We start from the raw sequence: 21,432 nt of genomic DNA, 5'->3' as shown, positions 1-21,432 counted from the left end.
TATATGGTCGTGCGATGACCCCGATCTCCCTGCCCTTCGTCAAGATGAACGGCGCCGGCAACGACTTCGTCGTGGTCAATGCGCTGGAGCAGCCTTTCGCGCCCACGCCGGACCAGGTGCGGGCCATCTGCGACCGCCAGACGGGCCAGGGCTGCGACCAGCTGATCGCGCTGGAGCCGTCGGATACGGCCGACGCCTTCATGCGGGTGTGGAACGCCGACGGCGGGGCGGTCCAGACCTGCGGCAACGCCCTGCGCTGCGTCGGCTGGATCCTGATGATGTCGGACCAGCGTCAGAGCGCGACCATCGACACCCTGGGCGGCCTGACCACCGCCCGGCTGCAACAGGACGGCGCCATCACCGTCGACATGGGCGAACCGCGCCTGGCCTGGGACCAGATCCCCCTGGCCGAAGAGATGGACACCCGCGGCATAGAGCTTCAGGTCGGCCCCATCGACGCGCCGGTGCTGCATACCCCCGGCGCGGTCTCCATGGGCAATCCGCATGTGGTCTTCTTCATGGACCACGCCCCGGACGACGGCTTCGTGCGCGGGACCGGATCGCTGGTCGAGCATCACCCCCTGTTCCCCGAAGGCGTCAACGTCGGCTTCGCCCATGTCATCGACCGCGACCATATCCGCCTCAGGGTGTGGGAGCGCGGGGCGGGGCTGACCCGCGCCTGTGGCACCGGCGCCTGCGCCGCCCTGGTCGCCGCCGTCCGCCGATGCCTGACCGACCGTCACGCCGCCATAGACGTGGACGGCGGCCGCCTGCGGATCGAATGGAAGGAAGACACCGGCCACGTCCTGATGACCGGCCCGGTCGAGATCGAACGGACGGGGATGCTGACGCTCTAAGAGCCCTCGGCGGTTGTCCCTGGGGAATGCACGGCCTAGGAACGGGGGGAAACGCTTCAGAGGCCCCCGGAATGCCCGACATCACCGACAAACAGACCTTCTCCGACGACGACGCGCTGGAATTCCACCGTGTGCCGACGCCGGGCAAGATCTCCATGGCCCCGACCAAGCCCATGGCGACCCAGCGCGACCTGTCGCTGGCCTATTCGCCCGGCGTGGCCATTCCGGTGCTGGCCATCGCCGCCGATGCGGACAAGGCCTATGACTATACCTCCAAGGGCAATCTGGTGGCCGTCATCTCGAACGGCACCGCCATCCTGGGCCTGGGCAATCTGGGGGCCATGGCCTCCAAGCCCGTCATGGAAGGCAAGTCGGTGCTGTTCAAGCGGTTCGCCGACGTTGACAGCTTCGATATCGAGGTCAAGACCACCGACCCGGACGAGTTCGTCACCGTGGTCAAGAACATCGGCGACACCTGGGGCGGCATCAATCTGGAGGACATCAAGTCCCCCGAATGTTTCGAGATCGAAAGCCGGCTTCAGGACCTGCTGGACATTCCGGTCTTCCACGACGACCAGCACGGCACGGCCATCATCTCGACCGCCGGCCTGATCAACGCCTGCCATGTGGCGGGCAAGCGGCTGGAGGACATCAAGGTGGTGCTGTCCGGCGCCGGGGCGGCGGGGCTGTCGTCCATCGCCCTGATGAAGGCGGCGGGCGTGAAACACGAGAACACCGTCATCGTCGACCGCGACGGCGTGGTCTGGCGCGGCCGCGACGGCGTGGACCAGTGGAAGGCCGCCCACGCCACCGACACCCCGCACCGGACGCTGGCCGAGGCCATGGTCGGGGCCGATGTGGTCATCGGCCTGTCGGCCAAGGGCGCCATCACCAAGGAGATGGTCGCCACCATGGCGCCCCGGCCCATCATCTTCGCCATGGCCAACCCAGACCCGGAGATCACGCCCGAGGACGTGATGTCGGTGCGCGACGACGCCATCATCGCCACGGGCCGGTCCGACTACGCCAACCAGGTCAACAACGTCCTGGCCTTCCCCTATCTGTTCCGCGGCGCCCTGGACGTGCGGGCCCGGCGCATCAACCACGAGATGAAGGTCGCCTGCGCCCAGGCCCTGGCCGCCCTGGCGCGCGAGGACGTGCCGGACGAGGTGGCCGCCGCCTATCGCGGGCGCAAGCTGAAGTTCGGCCCGGACTACATCATCCCGACGCCGTTCGATCCGCGCCTGATCTGGTACATTCCGCCCTTCGTGGCCCAGGCGGCCATGGACACCGGCGTGGCCCGCCTGCCGATCGCCGACATGGACGCCTATCGCGCCCAGCTGCGCCAGCGGGTCGATCCGTCCGCCTCGCTGATGCAGAAGATCTCGTCGGCCGTGCGCGGGGCGCCGAACAAGCGCATTGTCTTCGCCGAGGGTGAGGAGCCGTCGGTCATCCGCGCCGCCTGGGGCTTCAAACAGGCCGAGCTGGGCACACCCATCTTGGTGGGGCGTGAAGACCTGATCCGGCAGAACGCGGCCGAGGCGGGCCTCAACTTCGACGATCTGGGCATCGAGATCGCCAACGCCCGCGTCTCGCACCTGAACGCCGAATACACCGAATGGCTGTACGAGCGGCTGCAACGGCGCGGATACCTGCGCCGTGACGTCCAGCGGATGATCAACCAGGACCGCAACTATTTCGGCGCCGCCATGTGCGCGCGGGGCCAGGCCGACGCCATGGTCACCGGCGTGACCCGCAATTTCAACATGGTGCTGAAGGAGGTGCGGCGCGTTCTGGACGTCACCGACCGGATGATCGGCGTGTCGATCGTCCTGGCCAAGGGGCGCACCCTGTTCATCGCCGACACCTCGATCCACGAACTGCCCGACGCGGCCGAGCTGGCCGAGATCGCCATCAAGGCCGCCGCCACGGTGCGCAAGCTGGGCCGCACGCCGCGCGTGGCCTTCCTGTCCTATTCCACCTTCGGCAACCCGCCCGGCGACCGGGGCGAGAAGGTGCGCGAGGCCATCCGCATCCTGGACGGCATGGACGTGGACTTCGAATACGAGGGCGAAATGCCCCCCGAACTGGCGCTGGACCCCGAACAGAGGGCCAACTACCCCTTCATGCGCCTGACGGCCGACGCCAATGTGCTGGTCATGCCGGCCATCCATTCGGCGGCCATCTCGACCCGGCTGGTCCAGGCCCTGGGCGGCGCGACCGTGATCGGCCCCCTGCTGGTCGGGCTGGAGAAGTCGGTTCAGATCGTGCCCCTGGGCGCCTCGGTCAGCGAGATCATCACGGCGGCGACGTTCGCGGCCTACGAAGAAGGCGCCGAGACGGAAGCCTGAACCTCACCGCTCATCCCCGCGAAAGCGGGGATCCAGTGAGAGCGACACGCAGGGCGTGAGATCAGATGCGTCTGTCCACCATCTCCGCCACATCACCCAAAGGACTGGATCCCCGCTTTCGCGGGGATGAGCGGATCAACAGATATTACGGCCGGGGCGCATTGTCCTCGGCCTCGGCTTCCACGGCGGCCTGGGTCGCGGTGTCCGCCTGCATCGCCTGCTGGCGCCGGGCGACATAGAAGGCCAGCACGATGGCGAAGACGCCGATCACCGTCGAATACAGGAAGAAGGTCACATAGCCGGCGCCCAGGCCGGCGGGGGTGGTCCCGCTCTTGGCCGCGCCCTCGACCAGCGACCCCTCGGGCAGGCCCGCGAACAGACCTTTCAGCGCGCCCAGCGGCCCGCCTGCGTCGGCGGCCTGGGCCGAGCCTTCGACGATCTTGCCCGACTGCGACGCCACGATCTTGCCCGGCAGGGCGTACAGCGAGCTGAACAGCGCATACTGCGTCGCCGTGAAGCCGATCGAGGTCAGGCTGGACATATAGGCGATCAGGGCCGTGCCGGCGATGCCGGTGGCCACATTGTCGATGCCGATGGCCACGAACAGGGCGCCCAGGCTGTTCCCCTGGGTCGCCAGCCAGGCGAAGACCAGATTGGACACCGGGCTCATGAAGGCGCCGACCACCATGGCCCGGATCAGGCCCAGCCGCGCCACCATCCAGCCGCCCATGAAAACGCCCAGCGAGGTCATGACCACGCCGAACACCTTACGCACCTCGGCGATCTCGGTCTTGGAGAAGCCCAGGTCCAGATAAAACGGGTTCATGATGTTCAGCACGAAGTCCGACAGCCGGTACAGGCAGATCAGCGCCAGGATCGGCAGGGCCAGCTTTCCGAACCGCACGAAGAAATCCATCAGCGGCGCCCCGAACGATCCGGCCAGATAGGCGCCGGGTCGCGTCTTGACCCCCGGCACCGGCCAGCAGGCGGCGGTCAGAAGCGCGAAGCCGCCGATGACATAGGCGAACTGAATCAGCACGCCGGTCAGTTCATTGTTCGCCAGCCCCGCCGTCACGCTGGCGGCGCCCGCTTCGCCCAGAACGCCGCCGAACACCCACAACAGGGCGTCGGGCTTGTCAGTCAGGCCCGTGCCGATGATGACCGCCGCCACGGCGATCAGCGCCAGCCGCACGACCCATTCGAACACCTCCAGCGCCGGGCGCGAGGGGATGTCGCCCACCGGGATGGGCCGCACCACATGCTGTTTCTCGCGCGGGGCCAGCAGCACCCCCAGCACGCCGACGCCCATCAGGGCCGCCATGATGGCGTAGGACAGGTTCCAGCTGTAGATCTCGGCCAACACCAGGGGCACGGCCCCGGCCACAATCATGGCGACGCGATAGCCCAGCTGATAGGCGGCGGCCATGGCCCCCTGGCGACTGTCGTCGGCCGCCTCGATGCGCCAGGCGTCGATGGCGATGTCCTGGGTCGCGCCGAAGAAGCCGACCATGACCGCGAACCCGGCCACCGCCATCAGCGACGTCGCCGGATTGGTCCCCGAGATCAGCCACAGCCCCAGGACGATGACCCCTTGCGTCGCCAGCATCCACGACCGCCGATGGCCCAAAAGCCGGGTCAGGCCGGGAATGGACGTCCGGTCCAGCAGCGGCGCCCAGACGAATTTCAGCGCATAGGTCAGGGTCGCCAGGCCGAAGAAGGCGATCACCTCCAGCGTGACCCCCGCATCCCGCAGCCACGCCGACAAGGTGTCGAAGATCAGAAGGTTCGGCAGGCCGGCCGCAAAGCCCAGCAGCAGCATGGCGAAGGCGCGCCGTTCGCCATAGACCGCCAGGCCGCCCCATTTCCTGACCGGCTTGGCCGTCGCGTCCGCTTCGCTCATTCACGCGCCTCCTGAAGGCGCGCCCGCGCCCTATCTGGCGGCGACCTTGGCGCGGATGTCGCGCTTCGTCCAGCGGGCCAGGGCGGCGCGCAGGGCCTCCGGCTCCAGCGGCTTGACCAGATGGTCGTCCATCCCCGCCTCCAGGCAGGTCCGGCGGTCCTCGGCGAAGGCGTTGGCGGTCAGGGCCAGTATGGGGGTGTCGTCGCCGCGCGCGCGGATGGCCCGCGCCGCACCCGGCCCGTCCAAGCCCGGCATCCGCATGTCCATGAACACCAGATCATAGCGCGCGCGCTTCAGCGCCTGGACCGCCTCTTCGCCCGTCGCGGCGGTCTCGACCACACAGCCTTCGCGCCGCAGCAGGGTCTTGGCCAGAAGGGCGCCGACGGGATTATCCTCGGCAAGCAGCACCCGCGTCCCGGCGAACCGGGCCGGGGCCACGCGGTCATCCTCGATCAGCACGGCGGCCGGAACCGAGCCGCCACCGGCGTTCAGGGCCGCCCGCACACGCTCGACCACCGAGGCGCGGCGCAGGGGCTTGATCAGATAACCATGGAAGCCCGCCGAACGGTATCGCGCGATCAGGTCGCGCTGGGCCGGGGTCAAGAGCACGATCGACCGCCCCTGTGCCGCCGGCGCCGCCAGGTCGCGTCCGTCCGCGATGGCCTGGGCGTGATCGATCAGGGTCACAGGCGCGCTCGCCGTTATGCGGGCGCCGCTGGCGGCCAGTTGCGCCTCGGCCGCCTGTCGCACGAAGGGGTCCGGCGCGATCACCGCCACGGCCTGACCCTCCAGCAGCCGCGGGCGCGGCGCCTCGGCCGCCGCCGTGAAGGCCGCCTCGACCCGGAAGCGGGCGCCGGGACCGTCGGGCCGATCCTGAACCGTCGCGGTTCCGCCCATGGCCGTCATCAGCCGCCGCACCACCGCAAGCCCCAGGCCGGCGCCGTCGTGGCGCACGGCGTCGCCACCGACCGCATGGCCGAATTCCTCGAAGATGCGCGCCCGCGCCTCGATCGGCACGCCCGGCCCGGTGTCGTCGACGATGAAGGCCAGGCGCGGCGCCGCCTCGGTTCCGCCTGCGCGCTCCACCGCGATGCGGACGCCGCCCGTCTCGGTGAATTTGACCGCATTGCCCGCCAGATTGAACAGCACCTGACGCAGCCGCCCCTCATCGGCGATCACATCGGGCGCATCGGCGGCGACGGACCAGGCGATCTCCAGCCCCCGGTCGTGGGCGCGGGGGCTGAGCAGTTCGGCCACCCCCTGGACCAGGGCCTCGATGTTCACCGGCGCCAGGTCGAACTCCAGCCGCCCGGCCTCCAGCCGCGCATAGTCCAGCAGATCGTTGACCAGCCCCAGCAGATGCTCGGCCGACGCCTGAGCCGCCTCGACATAGGACCGTTGCGCCCCGTCCAGCCGCGTGCGCGACACCAGGCCCAGCATGCCGATGACGCCGTTCAGCGGCGTGCGCATCTCGTGGCTCATCAGGCGCAGGAACTGCTGCGGCTCGGCCCCGGCCGGTTCCGTCGCCTGTTCCGCAATCGCCTTGGGTCCGCCGCGTCGCGCCATGGCCGCCTCCTTCAGCGGCCACCTTGCCCGATCAGGCGTTAAGACCGGTTCAACCGGCGCCCATCAGAAAGCGGTCGTTCGGGGGCCCTGCGCGATCTGGGCCTGGCGCCGGTCGAAGTCGGCCTGGGCCGCCGGGCCGGCGCGGCGGTAGATCAGGGCCTCGGCCACATGGCGGCGCAACACGCCGTCGGCGCCTTCCAGATCGGCGATGGTCCGCGCCAGCCGCAGAGTGCGGGTCCAGCCGCGCGCGGTCAGGCCGCCCGCCTCGCCCGCCTTCATCAGCAGCGCCCGGCCCGCCTCGTCCGGCGTGGCGAACCGGTCCAGATAGGCGCTGTCGGCCCGCGCATTGATGGCGGCCACGGGGTCCAGTCCTGCCAGCGCCGCCCTTTCGGCCTGCATGGCGCGGGCGGCGGCCACCCGCGCGGCGGCCTGGGCCGTGCCTTCGGCCGGCGGCGGCAGGGCCATGTCGGCGGCGGTCACCGGCGGCGTCTCGACGGTCAGGTCGATGCGGTCGAACATGGGGCCGGAGATGCGGTTCTGATAATCGACCTGGCACCGGGGCGCCTTGCCGCAGGCCCCGCGCCCGACCCCGCCCAGGCCGCAGCGGCAGGGGTTCATCGCCGCCACCAGCTGGAACCGCGCCGGATAGCGGATATGGGCGTTGGCCCGCGCCACCACGATCTCGCCCGTCTCCAGCGGCGCGCGCAGCGAATCCAGCGCCTGGCCCGAAAACTCGGGCAGTTCGTCCAGGAACAGCACTCCATTGTGCGCCAGGGACGCTTCCCCCGGCTTGGCCCGATGGCCGCCGCCGGTCAGGGCCGCCATGCTGGCCGAATGATGCGGGCTGCGAAACGGCCGGTCGCGGGTCAGGGCGCCGCGCTCGATCAGCCCGGCCATGGACCAGACCATCGAGGTCTCCAGCAGTTCCGACGGCGTCAGCGGCGGCAACAGGCCCGGCAGGCGCTGGGCCATCATCGACTTGCCGGACCCTGGCGGGCCGATGAACAACAGATTGTGTCCCCCGGCGGCCGCCACCTCCAGCGCGCGCTTGGCGCTCTCCTGACCCTTGACCTCGTTCAGGTCTGGAACCAGGCCGCCCGCCGTCGCCGGACCGGGTTCGGGCGCCCGCAGCACCTGGGTTCCCTTGAAATGGTTGATCAGGCCGATCAGCGAGCGCGGCGCCAGGATGTTCGCATCCCCCGCCCACGCCGCCTCGGCGCCATTGGCCTCCGGGCAGATCAGGCCCAGCCCCAGAGCCGAGGCCGCCACGGCGGCGGGCAGGGCGCCGCCCGTCGCCGCGATCCGCCCGTCCAGCCCCAGTTCCCCCAGCGCCGCCCAGCCTTCCAGGTCCGCCGGGCCGATCACCCCCATGGCCGCCATCAGGGCCAGGGCGATGGGCAGGTCGAAATGCGAGCCTTCCTTGGGCAGGTCGGCGGGGGCCAGGCTGGCGATGATCCGTTTGGGCGGCAGGGCCAGACCGATGCCGGCGAAGGCGCCGCGCACCCGCTCGCGGCTCTCGGCCACCGCCTTGTCGGGCAGGCCGACCAGGGTGAAGGTCGTCTGGCCCGCACTGCCGATCAGCTGGACCTCGACATCCACGCGCCGGGCCTCGACCCCCTCGAAGGCGAATGTCGTGACCCGCGCGACCATGCCGTCTCCTCCCTACCCGAAGAAGAACGAAGCACGAACATCAGTGTTCGGTCAAGCGGTCGTCGTCAGCCCGTCGTCAGCCCTGGCGCCGCGCCTCGATCACGTCCCACAGCCGTTCGCCCGCATCCACGCCGGTGAAGGCCTTCAGCTGCACCGCGCCGGTGGGCGAGGTGACGTTGATCTCGGTCAGATAGTCGCCGATCACGTCGATGCCGACGAACAGCAGGCCGCGCCGCTTCAGCTCCGGCCCCAGGATGGCGCAGATCTCCAGGTCGCGCGCGGTCAGTTCGACCGGCTCCGCCACCCCGCCGACCCGCAGATTGGAGCGCACGGCGCCCTTCATCGGCACCCGGTTGATGGCCCCCACCACCTCGCCGTCGACCAGCAGGATGCGCTTGTCCCCCGCCGAGACCGCCGGGATGAATTTCTGGATCACCAGCGGATCGCGCGACCCCGTGGCGTGAATCTCGACCAGGGCCTCCAGGTTCGGATCGCCGGCCTTCAGCCGCACCACCCCCGACCCGGCGGCCCCGTGCAGGGGCTTCAGCACCACATCGCCGTGCCGCGCATGGAAGTCGCTGAGCGCCACCACGTCCGACGAAATCAGCGTCGGCGGCTGCAGTCCCTTGAAGTGGGTGGCGAACAGTTTTTCGGGCGCCGAACGCACCTCGGCCGGATCGTTCACCACCAGGGTCTGGGGATGCACCGTCTCCAGCAGATAGGTGGCGGTGACATAGGCCATGTCGAACGGCGGATCCTGGCGCATCAGGATCACATCGACGTCGGCGCCCAGGTCCAGCTTCACCTCGTCGCCCAGGGTGACGTGATCGCCGACGACCTGACGCAGCGTCACCGGCCGCGCCCGACAGAACAGCCGCCCGTCCTCCAGCGCCAGGGTGCGGAAATCATAGACCCACAGGGCGTGGCCGCGCCCCTGCGCCGCCATGGCCAGCAGGAAGGTGGTGTCCCCGTCGATATTGACCGCCTCGATGGGGTCCATCTGGATGGCGACTTTAAGCATGGTGTTTGCCCTAACGCTCACGACGCGGTCGTTCGCTACTTGAGGGCGCCCGTGCCCCACGGCAAGGGCTGGAGAAAGGCTTTCTGCGGCGGCGGGGGCGTTCAGTTCAGTTGCAGACGCACCCGTTCATAGGTCTGCATCCGCCCGGCCTCGCCCATGCTGTCCAGACCGTGCGCGCGGTCCAGGGCCTGAAGCGCGCCAGCCAGCGCCCCCTGACGTTCGCGCGCGGCGGCGACGTCCAGCCAGGGGCGATGATCCTCGGGGTCCAAAAGGGCGCGGCGCAGGGCCGACCGTTCGGCCGCCGCATAGTCGCCGGCGGTCAGGGCGCGGCTGAACAGCACGCTCTGCAGCCGCAACAGGGCCTGGCGGTCGCTGACCGGCGCCATCAGCAGGTCCAGCCGGTCCGCCACATGCGGCGTCAGCCCGGCGCGCAGCGCCCGGCGGCTCAGTTCGCTGGGCAGGACCAGCCGCCCCTGGCTGAACGGGTCCAGGGCCACCGGCCCGTCGGGCGTCTCGACCCGCACCAGAACGTGGCCGGGGAAATCCACCGCCTGCACCTGCACCCCCGCCGCGCGGCCGCAGTGCAGATAGAACAGGGTCAGACAGGCCGACAGGCCGCGCCGACGCTCGGCCACGGCGATCAGATCGGTGTTGGCGGGATCGGCCTTGTGCATCAGGTCGCCGTTCAGGCCCAGGTCGCCGCCCAGCGCCTCGGTCAGGGCGTCGTCCGGCCCTTCTTCGGCTAGCCGCTCTTTCAGGCGTTCGATCCCATAGGCCGCCAGCACCCGCGCCGGCTGGGCGTCGCGGCGCGGATCGTCGTGCAGGGCGCAGGCCAGGGCCGCCTCGAACAGCGGAAAGGCGTCGTCCTCCACCTGGCCGGCGGCTTCCAGAACCTCGATGGCGTCATCGCGCGTCATGGACCCCCCGTCCGTTCGCGTCCTACCCCAGGCCCCGACGATGGCGCGGAAGACGTCCGGGCGCCAGCGCCACCGTATCCAAACGCAGCTCCAGCGCCTGCAAAGCTTTACGTCCGTGGACCACCTGTTGCGCGGCGGCCACGAGACGGGCGGTCTGGGCGGGGGTCACGGCCTCCAGCGCGGCCTGGATCGTCGCGCGGCGCTTGACCTCGACAACCGCCAGCACCCGACCCCGCCGCGCCAGAATGTCGATCTCGCCCGCCCGGCTCTTCAGGCGAAAGCCCAGGATGCGATAGCCCTTGGCCATCAGCCAGATCGCCGCGATCCATTCGGCCCCATGGCCCTCGCGCCACGCCCGGCCGCCCCGCAGGCTGCGCGACGGCGGCGGGCTCATCCCCGGCCCTTCAAGCCCAACGCCCGCTTATAAAGCGGCTTGCGCGGCAGGTTCAGCGCCCTGGACACCTCGGCCGCCGCCTCGCCGGGCGCCAGGCGGGTCAGGGCCTCGGCCAGGGCCGCGTCGATGTCGGCGTCCGTCGCCGTCTCGGCCTCGCCGGGGCCGACGACCACCACGATCTCGCCCTTGGGCGCCTGACAGCGCGGATCTGCCGCCAGCTCCGACAGGGTTCCGCGCACGGCCTCTTCGTACAGCTTGGTCAGTTCGCGGGTCACGGCGGCGGGGCGGTCGCCCAGCACCTGGGCCATGTCGGCCAGGCTGTCGGCCAGGCGCGGGCCGCTTTCGAAGAAGACCAGGGTCTGACGGCCGGGCCGCACGGTCTCCAGCACCGTCCTGCGCGCCGCCGACCTGGGCGGCAGGAAGCCCTCGAACACCACCCGATCCGCCGGCAGCCCCGCCAGACACAGGGCCGCCAGCAGGCTGGAGGCGCCGGGGATGGGATGCACCGGCAGGCCCGCCGCGATCACGGCCCGCGCCACGACGTATCCGGGGTCCGATACCATCGGCGTGCCCGCATCGCTGACCAAGGCCACCACCTCGCCCGCCGTTATCCGCTCCACCGCCGTCTCAGCCGCGCGGGCCGAGGCGTGGTCGTCGCACCGCTCCAGCTTCGCCTTCAGCCCATAGGCCGACAGCAGCTTGGCGGTCACCCGCGTGTCCTCGGCCAGCACCACATCCGCCGCCGCCAGCACATCCAGCGCCCGCAACGTCATGTCGCGCAGGTTCCCGATCGGCGTGGCCACCAGATACAGGCCCGGCGTCACCGGGCGCGGCGGCGGGGCGGTCGGGGGGAACATTTCCGTTTTGGTGGGACGGTCGGTCATCGGACTCATTCCTAGCACGTCACACCAGCAACGCCCGCAGCACCCCGTCCAGAACCGGCCGCCCCGCCTCCGTGGCGACGACGCGGCCGCCGACCAGCCTCAGGAATCCGTCCTCGATCAGGCTTTCCGCCCGATCCTTACGCCCCAGCCGGTCCAGCGCCGCCATGGCCACGCCCTCGACCGTGCGCAGGCCCAGCAGAACCCGTTCCTCGTCCGCCTCCTCGGGCGTCAGCACCGTTTGCTCGACCCACGGGGCGCCCGCCGCGACCCCCGCGACATAGTCGGCGATGCCGCGATGGGCGACGGTGGCCATGCGTTCGCCGTCCAGGGTCAGCCGCCCATGGGCGCCCGGCCCGACCCCGACATAGTCGCCGCCGCGCCAGACATGCAGATTGTGGCTGGACCGCGCCGCCACGCCCCGCGCATGATTGGACACCTCATAGGCCTCGAAGCCGGCGGCCCCCAGCACCGATTGCGTCGTCTCATACAGGCCCGCCGCCGCGCCCGGGTCGGGCGGGACCAGGGTTCCGCGCGCCGCCGCCCGGCCGAACGCCGTCGTCGCCTCTATGGTCAGCTGATAGGGCGAGACATGCTCGAACCCCAGGTCCAGGGCGGTCTTCAGCTCGTCCGTCCAGGCTGTCTGGGTCTGGCCCGGCCGGGCGTAGATCAGGTCGATCGACAGCCGGTCGAACGCCGCCCGCGCCAGGCCGACCGCGCGGATCGCCTCGGCCGCCGAATGGTTGCGACCCAGCATCTTCAGACTGGCGTCGTCCAGGGCCTGGACCCCCATGGACAGGCGGTTGATCCCGGCCTGGGCCAGGGCCGCGAACCGGCCCGCCTCGGCGTCGGTCGGATTGGCCTCCAGCGTGACCTCGATCTCGCCCTGCGGCGCCCACAGGGCCTGCGCCCGCTCGATCACCACCGCCACGGCTTCGGACGCCATCAACGAAGGGGTGCCGCCGCCGAAGAAGATCGAGGCCAGGGCGCGCGGTCCGGTCAGGGCGCGCTGGGCCTCCATGTCGGCCAGGAGGGCCTGAACCAGCCCCGCCTGTTCTTGGGTCCGCCCCCGGTCGCGCACCACGTTGAAGTCGCAATAGGGGCAGATGCGCGAACAATAGGGCCAGTGGACATACAGGCCGACCGCCGATCCGGGATGCAGGTCCGCCTTTTGGGTATCAGTCAATCAGCGCGGCCTTCAGCTTGGCGAACGCCAGGGCGCGGTGGCTGAGCGCATCCTTAACCGCCGGCTCCATCTCGCCGAAGGTCAGGGCGTGGCCGTCCGGGATGAAGATGGGGTCATAGCCGAAGCCCCGGTCCCCGCGCGGCGGGAAGGTCAGGCGGCCGTCCACCCGGCCCTCGACCGCCACCACCGGCCCATCCGGCCAGGCCACGGCCAGGGCGCTGGTGAACCAGGCCCGGTCTTCGCGGCTGCCAGTCTCCTCGATCCGCTCCTCGACGCGGGCCATGGCCATGGCGAAATCCTTGTCCGGCCCGGCCCAGCGGGCGGAATAGATGCCCGGCGCCCCGTCCAGGGCCGCGACCGACAGGCCGCTGTCGTCGGCCAGGGCGACCAGGCCCGAGCGCTGGGCCGCATGGCGCGCCTTCAGCACCGCATTGCCGATGAAGGTGCTCTCGGTCTCGTCCGGTTCGGGCAGGCCCAGGGCGCCGGCGGTTACGACCTCGTAATTTCCATCCAGCAGGACGTCGATCTCGCGCGCCTTGCCCGGATTGTGGGTCGCCGCGACCAGGCGCATCCCCTTGATAAGCTTGAGTTTCGTCATCTGCGCGGGGCCTGTAACAGTTCCTTGCCAAAGTTTAATATCGTTAAACGATATGTAACGTGCAGAACCGCACGGCATGCCCTATCTATCATTCTCAAGAACGGGGGCCGCACCGTTCCTGACTTTCTCGTAACGAGAAACGATCTTGCGGCAATCAATCAGGTTGGGGCGATAAACGACCCCAATCAAATCGACGGAGAAGAACGATGCACACGATGAACGTCTCGCAGTGGATGGACAAGGCCGGCCACCTGTTCGTCAACACGGTCCTGCTGGCCGCCCTGCCGACCGCCCTGGTCGTCTCGCTGATCCAGGCTTTCTGAGCCGGTCTGACGCCTGACCGGGCCCGCGTCGGGTCGAGAAGGCGGAAGCCTTCTGATCGCGGCCCCCAAAGAAGAAAGCGTTTTGACCTTATGGGCGACAATCGCGAAGAATGACGCCGCGCGGGCCGATCCGGTCCGTCGCGGCGATCACGCCCCGCCCTGGCCTGCACAGGCCCGCAGAAGGTCCCCGTCATGCGCCTGCCGAAACTGACGCCCCTCGGCATCCGCGCCTTGCGCATACCCGGCGTGCGCACCCTGGGCCCCGGCTCGGTGTCCAGCCTGCTGAAGATCGCCCTGGATGTGGCCTATTGGCTGCTGGCGCTGATCACCGGCATTCTGATCTTCGTCTTCATTTTTTCCATGTTCGTGCCGCTCGAGAATCTGGACGTCACCGTGTCCGACGATTCCGGGGGCAAGGCCCTGCCGCTGACCCGGACCCTGCTGCTGTTCGGCGTGGGCGCCTTCGCGGCCTATTTCGGCGGCTTCATGCTGATCGTGCGGAACCTGCGGATGATCTTCCGCACCCTGACCGTCGGCGATCCGTTTCATCCTTCCAATGTCTCGCGCCTGCAGCAGATCGGCCTGATCCTGGCGGTCGTGACCGGCGGCGTCTGGGCGGCTCAGGGTCTGGTGGCGACGCGCCTGGCCGAAGGGGTCATGGAGACGCAAGGGCTGGGCGACCTGTTGACCCCCGGTTTTTCGGTGATGATCGTTCTGGTCCTGGCCGAGGTGTTCCGCGAGGGCGCGCGCCTGCGCCGGGAATCGGAGCTGACCATATGATTATCCGCGCGTTCAAAAACCTGCGCCTTTTCCGCCCGGCGCGCGGAGGGTAGAGACAGCCGCCATGGCCATTCGTGTTCAACTGGATCAGATGCTGGTGCGTCGGCGCATGTCGCTGACCGAACTGGCCGACCGCGTCGGCGTGACCGTGGCCAATCTGTCGATCCTGAAGACCGGCAAGGCGCGGGCGGTGCGGTTCTCGACTCTGGACGCCCTGTGCCGCGAACTGGACTGCCAGCCGGGTGATCTTCTGGCCCATGTTCCCGGCCCGGCCGAGCCGGACGCCGACGACGCCGAAACCGACGCCTGATGGCCCGGCGCGGGCCGCCTCCGATCAGCGACGACGACCGGCGCCTGTGGGCGCGGGTGACCGACACGGTGACCCCGCCGCGCACGCGCAAGCCCTTCCGCGTCCTGACCGACGCGGCCACGCCGCCCGCCCCGACCGAAGCCGCCGCATCGGGCAAGGCCGCGCGCAAATCGACGCCGCCGCCACGCCCGGCCGCCTTGGCTCCGTCCGCGCCGCCGCCGCCTCGTCCGCCAAGCCTGCGCGTCCCCGACGTGCTGGAGCCGCGCCGCCAGCGCCGCCTGTCGCGCGAACGCGATCCCATCGAGGCCAGCCTGGACCTGCACGGCTATGGCCGGTTCGAGGCCGAGGACGTGCTGCGCGGTTTTCTGACGTCATGCCAGGCGCGGGGCCTGCGCGCGGTCCTGGTGGTCACCGGCCAGGGGCGGCGCGGCGGCGGGGTGATCCGGGCCTCCATCGTCGAATGGCTGCACGCCCCGGCCCTGCGCGCCGTGGTGTCGGGCTTCGCCTCGGCCCACCGTCGTCACGGGGGCGAGGGGGCGATCTACATCACGCTGAAGCGGCGTTAGGGCGTCAGGCCAGCGTCAGGCCGGCCTCTTCCGTCAGGGCCTTCAGCCCCGTCATCGGGCGCGGACCCCAATGGGCGATGACCTCGGCCGCCGCCAGCGAGCCCAGGGCGCCCGCCGCCGCCAGCGGCAGACCGCGCGCCAGGCCCAGCAGGAAGCCCGCCGCGTACTGGTCGCCCGCCCCGGTGGTGTCCACCACCTTGTCGACCGGGAAGGCGGCCACGGCCACGCGCTGGTCCCCGCACACGATGACCGAGCCGTCCGGCCCGCGCGTCACCGCCGCCATCTCGACGATGGCCGCCAGCTGATCGCAGGCGGCGTCGAAATCGTCGGTCTCGAACAGGGCCGTCAGCTCGGCCTCATTGGCCAGGACGATGTCCGCCGAGGCGGTGATGAAATCCAGCAGTTCGGCGCGCCAGCGGCCGACCACGAAACTGTCCGACAGGGTGATGGCCACCTTGCGGCCGGCCGCATGGGCCGCCTTCGCCGCCGCCTCGAACGCCGCGCGCGCCGGGGCCGGATCGAACAGATAGCCTTCCAGATAGACGATGGCGCTGTCGCCGATCACGGCGGCGTCGATATCGGCGACCGTCAGCTGGTTGGCGGCGCCCAGGAAGGTGCACATGGTGCGCTGGCCGTCCGGCGTCACATTGATCAAGCAGCGGCCGGTGCCCGCGTCGCCCGACAGGGCCGGGGTGTCGAAATGCACGCCGGCCGCGCGGATGTCGTGGGCGAAGACCCCGCCCAAGGTATCGTCCGCCACCTTGCCCAGATAGGCCGCGCGGCCGCCGAAGCTGCCGACGCCCGCCACCGTATTGCCGGCCGATCCGCCCGAGGCCTCGACCCCCGCGTTCATGGCTTCGTACAGGGCCGCGCTCTGGCCCTCGTCCACCAGCTGCATCGAGCCGGGGACCAGCCCTTGCGCCTCCAGAAAGGCCGGCTCGCACGGGGCCAGCACATCGACGATGGCGTTGCCGACGGCGCAGACATCGAACTTGGCGTCGAAACGGGCGGAAGCAGCGGGGTTCTGGGTCATGGCGCGCCCCATACCCGGCCTTCCGCCCCACCGCAAACGGCCTTAGGAAATCCGCCCATGAGCCGTATCGCCGTCCTGACCCCCGACCCCGCCGATCCGTCCTATGCCGGTCAGTGGCCCGGCGTGCTGGCCCGCCTGTCCGAGGCTCTGTCTGTGGCGGGGATCGAGGCGGTCCCCAGCCCCTGGACCGACCATGGGGATGATGCTTCGGGCCTGGGTGGATTTCCCCTGATCCTGCCGGTTATCGCCTGGGGCTATCACCGCGACCATGCGCGTTGGATGCGGGCCTGCGCGACCTGGGCGGCGGCGGGCCTGCCGGTGGCCAATCCGCTCTCGGTCCTGGCCTGGAATTCGGACAAGACCTATCTGGCCCGGCTGGCGGACAAGGGCGTGCCCATACCGCCGACCGTCTGGACCCAGGCCGTGACGGCCGACCAGATCGCCGCCGCTTTCGCCCAGACCGGCGCGGGCCAGCTGATCGTCAAGCCGACGGTGTCGGGCGGCGCCTGGCGCACGCTTCGCCTCTCGCCCGGCCAGGCCCTGACCGATCCGCCCGCCGGCCCGGCCATGGTCCAGCCCTATCTGCCGCAGATCGAAACCGAGGGCGAAACCAGCCTGCTGTTCTTCGGCGGCCGCTTCAGCCATGCGGTCAACAAGCGGCCGGTGGACGGCGACTTCCGCATTCAGGTGCAGTTCGGCGGCCTCTATACGCCCCTGGCCGAACCGCCGCCGGGCGCGCTTCAGACGGCCGAGAGGGTGCTGGCGGCGATCAGCGAAGACCTGCTTTACGCCCGCATCGACATGGTCCCCGATGGAGATGGCGGCTGGCTGCTGATGGAGGCCGAGCTGATCGAACCGGACTTCTACCTGGCCCACGATCCGCGACACGGCGCCGGCTTCGCCCGGGCCGTCGCGGACCGGCTCAGCGCGCCTCGCCCATAGCCGCCAGCCCCGCCCGCGATGGGCACAGGTCCGAGATGACGCAGCCGGAACAGTTCGGCCGCCGCGCCGTGCAGACATAGCGGCCGTGCAGGATCAGCCAGTGGTGCGCCTTGGGCAGATAATCCTCGGGTACGATGCGGTGCAGTTGCTGCTCCACCTTGTCCGGCGTTGCGGCGTTGGCCAGGCCCAGGCGGTGCGAGACGCGGAAGACATGGGTGTCGACCGCAATGGCCGGTTCGATCCCCAGTTCGTTCAGCACCACGCTGGCGGTCTTGCGTCCCACGCCGGGCAGGGCCTGAAGCGCCGCGCGGGTCAGGGGAACCCGGCCGTCGTGCCGCTCGACCAGGATGCGGCTCAGGGCGATCAGATTGCGGGCCTTGTTCCGGTAAAGGCCGATGGAGGCGATGAAGGGGATCACCCCCTCTTCGCCCAGGGCCAGCATGGCCTGGGGGGTGTCGGCGGCGGCGAACAGGCCGCGCGTGGCCTTGTTGACCGCCACGTCCGTCGCCTGGGCCGACAGGGCCACCGCCGCGACCAGGGTGAAGGGGTTGGTGTAGTCCAGTTCGGTCTTCGGCTCGGGCATGACCCCGGACAGGCGCCGGAAGATGGCCTCGACCCGATCCTCGTCGGGCGGCCAGGCCAGCACCGGAATGGCGGCGCCGGTCATCACCGCCGGGCGGCGGGCGGGGGCTTTGACGGGGGTCTTTCGGGGCGCGCGCACGGCCGGACCATGCCCGCTTCGCCGCCACGATCAAGGGGGGCGGCTGACACGCGCGGCGGATCGGCCTAGACCCCTGTCCAGTTTCAAGGAGCGTTCCCCATGCTGATCCATCTGTCGTCCTGGCCCGAGATCGACGCTCGGCTGAAGTCCGGCGATGCGCTGGCGCGGACCGTGGTCGTGCCGATCGGCTCGAACGAACAGCATGGGCCGACCGGGCTTCTGGGCACCGACTGGCTGTGCCCCGAGATCATCGCCCATGACCTGGAGGCGCAGAATGACGCCGTGATCGTGGCCCCGACCTTCAACATCGGCATGGCCCAGCACCACCTGGCCTTTCCCGGCACCATCACCCTGCGCCCCTCGACCTTCATGGCCGCCATCGGCGACTGGGTCTCGTCCCTGACGCGGCACGGGTTCGAGCGGATCTATTTCCTGAACGGCCACGGCGGCAATGTCGCCACCATCGAGGCCGCCTTCGCCGAGATCCACGCCGAATGGTCGTTCTCGGACGAGCCGATGCCCTTCGCGCTGAAGCTGAAGAACTGGTGGGACCTGCCGGGCGTGCATGGGCTGTGCAGCAGCCTGTTTCCCACCGGCCACGGGTCGCACGCCACCCCGTCCGAGATCGCGGTGACCCAGGCGGCCTATCCCGACCGGATCAAGACCGCTGACTACAGCCCCCAGATCGCCCCCATGGGTCCGATCCGCGACGCCGCCGATTACCGCGCCCGCTTCCCCGATGGCCGCATCGGCTCGGACCCGGCCCAGGCCAGCCCGGAAAAGGGCCGCCAGATCATCGACAAGTCGGCGGCGGCCCTGCTGGCCGACGTGACCGCCTTTGCGGCCGAGACCTTGCCCGCCCTGGACTGATGTCGCCCCTCAGGCGGTGCGGATCACCCCGCCCGCCACCTGCACCGGCCAGGGCGTCAGCCGCCCGCCGGCGCAGGGGCCGGCGATGCATTTTCCGGTCAGCGGCTCGAACGCCGCCCCGTGCCAGGAGCACAGGATCATCGACCCGTCCGGCGTCAGATAGCGGTCCAGCTCGACCGCCAGCGGATATCCGGCGTGGGGGCAGCGGTCGATGTATCCGGCCACCTGGCCGTCCTTCCTGACCACGAAGCCGTGGAAGAAGGCCTCGCCGATCTGCAGCACGAACGACCGCGCGCCGGGGTCGGCGATGTCGCTTTCGACGCACAGGGGCACGTTCGGCGGCGTCTTCCAGACGCGCGGGCGGTCCGGCGGCGGCGGCGCGGGTCCGGCCTCGCTCATTCCCGCTCGGGCTTCAGCGGGCGCGACAGCAGATCCTCGATGGCCTGTTCCACCGTCATGACGCCTTCCAGCAAGTCCGCGACCGCCAGGCAGATCGGCATGTCCACGCCCATCTTGGCCGCCAGCTGGCGCACGGCGGGCGCGCTCTCGTAACCTTCGGCCACCGACCGCTTGCCGGCCAGGGCTTGCTGCACCGTCTGGCCCTGCCCCAGGGCCAGGCCCAGGCTCATGTTGCGCGACTGCGGGCTGGAGCAGGTCAGCACCAGATCGCCCAGGCCGCACAGGCCCGCCACCGTCTCGGCCTGGCCGCCCAGGGCCACGCCCAGGCGGGTCATTTCGGCGAAACCGCGGGTGATGATGGCGGCGTGGGCGCTGCGGCCCAGGCCACGCCCCTCGCTCATGCCACAGGCGATGGCCAGCACATTCTTGACCGCCCCGCCGACCTCGGCCCCGATCAGGTCGGGCGCCAGATAGGGGCGGAAGGCCGGCGCCGACAGGGTCTGCATCAGGGCCTCGCCCAGGCTTTCGTCGGCGCAGGCCAGGGTGACGGCGCCGGGCAGGCCACGCGCCACCTCGCCGGCGAAACTGGGGCCGGACAGCACCGCCTGGGGCGCATCGGGCAGGGTCTCGCCCAGCACCTCGGTCATCAGCTTCAACGACCCGCGCTCGATCCCCTTGGAACACAGGACGATGGGCACGCCCGCCCGGTGATGCGGCGCGAAGGCCGCCAGCACCGATCGCATATGCTGGGCCGGCGGCACCGCCAGGATCAGGTCGCAGTCGGCCAGGTCGGCCAGCGCCTCGGTGGCGCGGATGTTCGGCTCCAGCGGCACGCCCGGCAGGAACAGGTCGTTGACCCCCCGCTCGCGGATGCTGTCGATCACCTCGGGTTCGCGCGCCTGGATCACGACATCCAGACCCGCCCGAGACGCCACCTGGGCCAGGGCCGTGCCCCACGCCCCCGCGCCGATCACCCCCGCCGTGCGAAACGCCATAGCCCCCCCTGACTTCACGCCTTGGCGCCCTTGCGCCCGGTTTTCTGGTGCACAGGATCGGCCATGGCGCGCGCCTCGTCCAGCGGCCATCGCGGCCGGGCCGCCACATCCAGGTCGGACGTCAGCCCCAAGGCCAGCCGTTCGGCCCCCGCCAGGGCGATCATGGCGGCGTTGTCGGTGCAATAGGCCAGGGGCGGGGCCATGAAGGTAAAGCCGTGCCTGGCGGCCGCATCCTCCAGCACCCGCCGGACCGTTCTGTTGGCCGCAACACCCCCCGCCACCACGAACATTCGGTGTTCATGCCCCTCCGCATATGCGGCCATGGCGCGTTCGGACCGTTCGGTCAGCTGGCGGGCGATGGCGCTCTGGACGGCGTCGGCCAGATCGGCGCGGTCCTGGTCCGTTTCGCAGGTCTCGACCAGGCGCGAGGCGGCCGTCTTCAGGCCGGAGAAGGAGAAGTCGCAGTCCTTGCGCCCCAAAAGGGCGCGCGGCAGGGAAAAACGCGACCCGTCGCCCGTCTGCGCCAGCCGCTCCAGCGCCGGCCCGCCCGGATAGCCCAGGTCCATGGCCTTGGCGATCTTGTCGAAGGCCTCGCCCGCCGCATCGTCGATGGTGGTGCCCAGCCGGGTCATGTCGCCGATCCCGCGCACCTCCAGCAACTGGCAATGGCCGCCCGACACCAGCAGCAGCAGGAAGGGATAGGCGATCTGCGCCCCCAGCCGGGCGGACACCGCGTGCCCCTCCAGGTGATTGACCGCGATCAGCGGCAGGCCCCGCGCCAGGGCCGCCCCCTTGGCGAAGCTGAGGCCCACCATCACCCCGCCGACCAGGCCCGGCCCGGCGGTGGCGGCGATGCCGTCCATGTCGGCGTAATCCAGCCCGGCCTGATCCAGGGCGCGGGCGGCGACGCCGGAAATCATCTCCACATGGCTGCGGGCCGCGATCTCGGGCACCACCCCGCCGAAGGCCGCATGTTCGGTGATCTGGCTGTGCACCACCGACGACAGCACCTGCGCCCCGCCCTCGGTCAGACGCACCACGGCGGCGGCGGTTTCGTCGCAGCTGGTCTCGAACCCCAGCACCGTCAGGGGCAGCGCACGCGATCCGACGACGGTTGTCGCCCCGGTCCCGCTGCTATAGTCCGCGCCTGAGTTCATCCGGGTCGAGGTAGC

At 70.4% G+C, this 21,432-nt stretch carries 21 protein-coding genes; 7 read left to right on the top strand and 14 right to left on the bottom strand.

Annotated elements, in window-relative coordinates:
• Positions 1 to 23 precede the first annotated feature (23 nt).
• Positions 24 to 857 (top strand): diaminopimelate epimerase, encoded by an 834-nt coding sequence (gene dapF / locus Q0581_RS11675; RefSeq protein ID WP_298700569.1) that lies wholly within the window; start codon positions 24 to 26, stop codon positions 855 to 857.
• A gap of 71 nt (positions 858 to 928) precedes the next feature.
• Entirely contained in the window at positions 929 to 3,208 is a 2,280-nt protein-coding gene (locus Q0581_RS11670) for an NADP-dependent malic enzyme (RefSeq protein WP_298700484.1), read from the top strand.
• 145 nt (positions 3,209 to 3,353) lie between these two features.
• Here the strand turns inward: Q0581_RS11670 and Q0581_RS11665 are convergent, their stop codons facing one another.
• The 9 genes from Q0581_RS11665 to rdgB all read right to left on the bottom strand — a co-directional run bounded on the left by Q0581_RS11665 (position 3,354) and on the right by rdgB (position 13,321).
• A complete protein-coding gene (locus tag Q0581_RS11665) occupies positions 3,354 to 5,108 on the bottom strand; it encodes an MFS transporter (RefSeq protein ID WP_298700483.1) in 1,755 nt (584 codons plus the stop codon).
• Positions 5,109 to 5,138: 30 nt separating this feature from the next.
• Positions 5,139 to 6,674: a response regulator gene (locus tag Q0581_RS11660; RefSeq protein ID WP_298700481.1), complete on the bottom strand. Its 1,536-nt coding sequence runs from the start codon at positions 6,672 to 6,674 to the stop codon at positions 5,139 to 5,141.
• A gap of 63 nt (positions 6,675 to 6,737) precedes the next feature.
• Complete coding sequence (locus tag Q0581_RS11655) at positions 6,738 to 8,324, bottom strand: YifB family Mg chelatase-like AAA ATPase (protein ID WP_298700479.1); 1,587 nt, start codon at positions 8,322 to 8,324, stop codon at positions 6,738 to 6,740.
• A 76-nt stretch (positions 8,325 to 8,400) separates the two neighbouring features.
• Positions 8,401 to 9,345: a glutathione synthase gene (gene gshB / locus Q0581_RS11650; RefSeq protein WP_298700478.1), complete on the bottom strand. Its 945-nt coding sequence runs from the start codon at positions 9,343 to 9,345 to the stop codon at positions 8,401 to 8,403.
• 101 nt (positions 9,346 to 9,446) lie between these two features.
• Positions 9,447 to 10,262 carry a transglutaminase family protein gene (locus tag Q0581_RS11645; protein ID WP_298700476.1) on the bottom strand — a complete coding sequence of 272 codons (816 nt, stop codon included), beginning with the start codon at positions 10,260 to 10,262 and terminating at the stop codon, positions 9,447 to 9,449.
• 22 nt (positions 10,263 to 10,284) lie between these two features.
• Positions 10,285 to 10,656 carry a YraN family protein gene (locus tag Q0581_RS11640; RefSeq protein WP_298700474.1) on the bottom strand — a complete coding sequence of 124 codons (372 nt, stop codon included), beginning with the start codon at positions 10,654 to 10,656 and terminating at the stop codon, positions 10,285 to 10,287.
• A complete protein-coding gene (gene rsmI / locus Q0581_RS11635; protein WP_298700472.1) occupies positions 10,653 to 11,540 on the bottom strand; it encodes a 16S rRNA (cytidine(1402)-2'-O)-methyltransferase in 888 nt (295 codons plus the stop codon). The genes Q0581_RS11640 and rsmI overlap by 4 nt, the downstream gene beginning before the upstream one ends.
• Positions 11,541 to 11,559: 19 nt before the next feature.
• On the bottom strand, positions 11,560 to 12,723 hold the full coding sequence (gene hemW, locus Q0581_RS11630) for a radical SAM family heme chaperone HemW (protein WP_298700471.1): 1,164 nt from the start codon (positions 12,721 to 12,723) through the stop codon (positions 11,560 to 11,562).
• Positions 12,716 to 13,321: an RdgB/HAM1 family non-canonical purine NTP pyrophosphatase gene (rdgB, locus tag Q0581_RS11625; RefSeq protein WP_298700469.1), complete on the bottom strand. Its 606-nt coding sequence runs from the start codon at positions 13,319 to 13,321 to the stop codon at positions 12,716 to 12,718. The genes hemW and rdgB overlap by 8 nt, the downstream gene beginning before the upstream one ends.
• A 515-nt stretch (positions 13,322 to 13,836) precedes the next feature.
• On the opposite strand from rdgB, the gene Q0581_RS11620 reads away from it, so the two are divergent.
• The 3 genes from Q0581_RS11620 (at position 13,837) to Q0581_RS11610 (ending at position 15,300) form a co-directional block, all read left to right on the top strand.
• Positions 13,837 to 14,424: a DUF2975 domain-containing protein gene (locus tag Q0581_RS11620; RefSeq protein ID WP_298700467.1), complete on the top strand. Its 588-nt coding sequence runs from the start codon at positions 13,837 to 13,839 to the stop codon at positions 14,422 to 14,424.
• 64 nt (positions 14,425 to 14,488) lie between these two features.
• A complete protein-coding gene (locus Q0581_RS11615) occupies positions 14,489 to 14,734 on the top strand; it encodes a helix-turn-helix transcriptional regulator (protein WP_298700466.1) in 246 nt (81 codons plus the stop codon).
• Positions 14,734 to 15,300, top strand: coding sequence for a Smr/MutS family protein (locus Q0581_RS11610; RefSeq protein ID WP_298700465.1), 567 nt, complete (start codon positions 14,734 to 14,736; stop codon positions 15,298 to 15,300). The genes Q0581_RS11615 and Q0581_RS11610 overlap by 1 nt, the downstream gene beginning before the upstream one ends.
• A 4-nt stretch (positions 15,301 to 15,304) precedes the next feature.
• On the opposite strand, the gene Q0581_RS11605 is transcribed toward Q0581_RS11610, so the two are convergent.
• Positions 15,305 to 16,333 (bottom strand): adenosine kinase, encoded by a 1,029-nt coding sequence (locus Q0581_RS11605; RefSeq protein ID WP_298700463.1) that lies wholly within the window; start codon positions 16,331 to 16,333, stop codon positions 15,305 to 15,307.
• A gap of 57 nt (positions 16,334 to 16,390) precedes the next feature.
• On the opposite strand from Q0581_RS11605, the gene Q0581_RS11600 reads away from it, so the two are divergent.
• Positions 16,391 to 17,275, top strand: a complete 885-nt coding sequence (locus Q0581_RS11600) for a transporter (RefSeq protein WP_298700461.1) — start codon at positions 16,391 to 16,393, stop codon at positions 17,273 to 17,275.
• Here the strand turns inward: Q0581_RS11600 and nth are convergent.
• Positions 17,256 to 17,942 (bottom strand): endonuclease III, encoded by a 687-nt coding sequence (nth, locus tag Q0581_RS11595; RefSeq protein WP_298700567.1) that lies wholly within the window; start codon positions 17,940 to 17,942, stop codon positions 17,256 to 17,258. The two genes, Q0581_RS11600 and nth, sit on opposite strands and share 20 nt — an antisense overlap.
• Before the next feature lie 153 nt (positions 17,943 to 18,095).
• On the opposite strand from nth, the gene Q0581_RS11590 reads away from it, so the two are divergent.
• Positions 18,096 to 18,866, top strand: a complete 771-nt coding sequence (locus tag Q0581_RS11590; RefSeq protein WP_298700459.1) for a creatininase family protein — start codon at positions 18,096 to 18,098, stop codon at positions 18,864 to 18,866.
• A 9-nt stretch (positions 18,867 to 18,875) separates the two neighbouring features.
• Here Q0581_RS11590 and Q0581_RS11585 read toward each other — a convergent pair whose 3' ends face one another.
• Genes Q0581_RS11585 through tsaD form a run of 3 tightly spaced genes read right to left on the bottom strand, consistent with a single transcriptional unit; the run spans position 18,876 to position 21,417 of the window.
• Entirely contained in the window at positions 18,876 to 19,265 is a 390-nt protein-coding gene (locus Q0581_RS11585; RefSeq protein ID WP_298700457.1) for a Rieske (2Fe-2S) protein, read from the bottom strand.
• Positions 19,262 to 20,260 carry an NAD(P)H-dependent glycerol-3-phosphate dehydrogenase gene (locus Q0581_RS11580; protein WP_298700456.1) on the bottom strand — a complete coding sequence of 333 codons (999 nt, stop codon included), beginning with the start codon at positions 20,258 to 20,260 and terminating at the stop codon, positions 19,262 to 19,264. Before Q0581_RS11580 ends, Q0581_RS11585 begins: the two co-directional genes overlap by 4 nt.
• 14 nt (positions 20,261 to 20,274) lie before the next feature.
• A complete protein-coding gene (tsaD, locus tag Q0581_RS11575; RefSeq protein ID WP_298700454.1) occupies positions 20,275 to 21,417 on the bottom strand; it encodes a tRNA (adenosine(37)-N6)-threonylcarbamoyltransferase complex transferase subunit TsaD in 1,143 nt (380 codons plus the stop codon).
• Positions 21,418 to 21,432 lie beyond the last annotated feature (15 nt).

The sequence above is a fragment of the uncultured Brevundimonas sp. genome, from assembly GCF_937863155.1.
Lineage (GTDB): Bacteria > Pseudomonadota > Alphaproteobacteria > Caulobacterales > Caulobacteraceae > Brevundimonas.
The sequence above is the reverse complement of the archived record's forward strand: the minus strand, read 5'-3'. Positions and strand labels throughout refer to the sequence as shown.

Excerpts from the sequence above, each read along its gene's own strand:
- Q0581_RS11620 (WP_298700467.1), top strand. The coding sequence starts at position 13,837 with ATGCGCCTGCCGAAACTGACGCCCCTCGGCATCCGCGCCTTGCGCATA.
- Q0581_RS11580 (WP_298700456.1), bottom strand. The coding sequence starts at position 20,260 with ATGGCGTTTCGCACGGCGGGGGTGATCGGCGCGGGGGCGTGGGGCACG.
- gshB (WP_298700478.1), bottom strand. The coding sequence starts at position 9,345 with ATGCTTAAAGTCGCCATCCAGATGGACCCCATCGAGGCGGTCAATATC.
- rdgB (WP_298700469.1), bottom strand. The coding sequence starts at position 13,321 with ATGACGAAACTCAAGCTTATCAAGGGGATGCGCCTGGTCGCGGCGACC.
- Q0581_RS11605 (WP_298700463.1), bottom strand. The coding sequence starts at position 16,333 with ATGACCCAGAACCCCGCTGCTTCCGCCCGTTTCGACGCCAAGTTCGAT.
- rsmI (WP_298700472.1), bottom strand. The coding sequence starts at position 11,540 with ATGACCGACCGTCCCACCAAAACGGAAATGTTCCCCCCGACCGCCCCG.
- Q0581_RS11585 (WP_298700457.1), bottom strand. The coding sequence starts at position 19,265 with ATGAGCGAGGCCGGACCCGCGCCGCCGCCGCCGGACCGCCCGCGCGTC.
- Q0581_RS11610 (WP_298700465.1), top strand. The coding sequence starts at position 14,734 with ATGGCCCGGCGCGGGCCGCCTCCGATCAGCGACGACGACCGGCGCCTG.
- Q0581_RS11660 (WP_298700481.1), bottom strand. The coding sequence starts at position 6,674 with ATGGCGCGACGCGGCGGACCCAAGGCGATTGCGGAACAGGCGACGGAA.
- Q0581_RS11670 (WP_298700484.1), top strand. The coding sequence starts at position 929 with ATGCCCGACATCACCGACAAACAGACCTTCTCCGACGACGACGCGCTG.
- nth (WP_298700567.1), bottom strand. The coding sequence starts at position 17,942 with ATGACCGGCGCCGCCATTCCGGTGCTGGCCTGGCCGCCCGACGAGGAT.
- Q0581_RS11645 (WP_298700476.1), bottom strand. The coding sequence starts at position 10,262 with ATGACGCGCGATGACGCCATCGAGGTTCTGGAAGCCGCCGGCCAGGTG.
- Q0581_RS11590 (WP_298700459.1), top strand. The coding sequence starts at position 18,096 with ATGCTGATCCATCTGTCGTCCTGGCCCGAGATCGACGCTCGGCTGAAG.
- Q0581_RS11600 (WP_298700461.1), top strand. The coding sequence starts at position 16,391 with ATGAGCCGTATCGCCGTCCTGACCCCCGACCCCGCCGATCCGTCCTAT.
- Q0581_RS11615 (WP_298700466.1), top strand. The coding sequence starts at position 14,489 with ATGGCCATTCGTGTTCAACTGGATCAGATGCTGGTGCGTCGGCGCATG.
- tsaD (WP_298700454.1), bottom strand. The coding sequence starts at position 21,417 with ATGAACTCAGGCGCGGACTATAGCAGCGGGACCGGGGCGACAACCGTC.
- Q0581_RS11655 (WP_298700479.1), bottom strand. The coding sequence starts at position 8,324 with ATGGTCGCGCGGGTCACGACATTCGCCTTCGAGGGGGTCGAGGCCCGG.
- Q0581_RS11640 (WP_298700474.1), bottom strand. The coding sequence starts at position 10,656 with ATGAGCCCGCCGCCGTCGCGCAGCCTGCGGGGCGGCCGGGCGTGGCGC.
- Q0581_RS11665 (WP_298700483.1), bottom strand. The coding sequence starts at position 5,108 with ATGAGCGAAGCGGACGCGACGGCCAAGCCGGTCAGGAAATGGGGCGGC.